This is a genomic window from Yersinia sp. 2542 StPb PI (genome assembly GCF_048593855.1).
GTDB classification, from domain to species: Bacteria; Pseudomonadota; Gammaproteobacteria; order Enterobacterales; family Enterobacteriaceae; genus Yersinia; species Yersinia enterocolitica_E.
Window position 1 is genome coordinate 1 of the sequence record NZ_JAZGQA010000465.1, and the last position, 701, is coordinate 701.

The following is a 701-nucleotide window of genomic DNA, read 5'->3' on the forward strand; positions in this document are numbered from 1 at the left end:
CAATGAATCAATTAAATATGAAACTATTTCCTCCTATGCTCACCAGTGGGCTACGGCGTATGGTGATTTAGTTAATATATCCAATATTCATGACAACTATACTTTTTCCGACAGCACAGATATGAATAATAATAGAATCGCTCTGGCTGAGTTTCAAAACCCTGATGGGCCAGCTGCGCTAATTGTTGGTGGCACTCTATTGGGCGATAATGGCTTCATGGAACGGGGGAATTATATCCAATCCTTAGAATTTGGTAATTCATTTATTCCTAATGCAGATAACGCCTCTAATACCGGTAATACCCCTAAGCAGCTTGATCAAGTGCAGTTGAGACTAGATGGTTTAAGTATTGACGGTGATTTTTATTATTCGGTATGCTCATTGTCCAGAACGATGCATGCAGAGCCAGGAAAACCTTACCAAGGAGGTGAAGATGAAGGCATATACAATTTATTGAGAGGTAATGCTACCCCTATGCTGGAACTCCTAAAAGCCCAAGGTATTGATGTAAACACACCACTCACCGATATGGCGATCGCTACTCAGTTTAACGCTATAGCTGATACGCCGGTCATTGACACTGTGGGTGTAACTGATGGGAGTGACATATTATTAGCAGCGTGATAAAGACAATCGACAAATGACTTTCTGGCTAGGGAAATAATACTACCACCATATTCTATAATTTACTTTTTATTAC

General features: G+C 40.1%; 1 protein-coding gene. It reads left to right on the forward strand.

The window, feature by feature from the left end:
• Window positions 1–625: heme acquisition protein HasA (locus tag V1952_RS22315; RefSeq protein WP_420075607.1), on the forward strand; the 625-nt coding region annotated here is incomplete at its 5' end.
• Window positions 626–701 lie beyond the last annotated feature (76 nt).